The organism is Cellulomonas fimi, from assembly GCF_028527925.1.
Taxonomy (GTDB): domain Bacteria; phylum Actinomycetota; class Actinomycetes; order Actinomycetales; family Cellulomonadaceae; genus Cellulomonas; species Cellulomonas fimi_C.
The window spans coordinates 1-657 of the sequence record NZ_JAPESW010000155.1; the positions used below are offsets into that span (position 1 = coordinate 1).

Genomic DNA, 657 nt, shown 5'->3' on the forward strand with positions numbered 1-657 from the left:
CCCTCGGCCTTGCGAGCCCCGCTGCGGCCGCGACCGTCCGCGCCTTCACGCCCGTGTTCTCCGCGAACACCAACGGCGACGTCCTCATGGCGGCCAACACGCTGATGACGTGCAACGCCACCTCGGGCACCAACTCCGCGAACTGCGCGACCGCGCGCGCGTCGACGTTCAACGCGGCGTACAGCAACAACGACTTCACCGCGCAGTACGTCAACGACGACACCGACGCCTCGACGTTCAACGCGTCGAGCGCGACGCTCACCGTGCCCGAGAACGGGTCCGTGCTGTTCGCGGCCCTCGTCTGGGGCGGCCGGACCGAGACGGTCAACGCGACCTCGTCGAACCCGGCCCTGCGCGGCAACGTCAAGCTGAAGGCCCCCGGGTCCACCACCTACCGCGACCTCACGGCCAGCCGGGTCGACGTCAACCCCTCCGACAACGGCTACCAGTCCTACCTCGACGTCACGGGCCTCGTCGCGAGCGCGGGCAGCGGCGTGTACACGGTCGCGAACGTCCAGTCGACGACCGGCACGACCGACGACTACGCCGGCTGGTCGCTCGTCGTCGCGGTCTCCGACCCCGCCGCACCCGCGCGCAACCTCACCGTCTTCACCGGCTTCGGGTCCGTCGCGTCGGGCAACGGCATGCCGACGTTCA

General features: G+C 70.5%; 1 protein-coding gene. It reads left to right on the forward strand.

The genetic code is table 11. The features are described from left to right. Nucleotides 1–657 (forward strand): hypothetical protein (locus OMK64_RS20240; protein ID WP_272730150.1); only part of this gene is annotated, 657 nt, incomplete at both ends.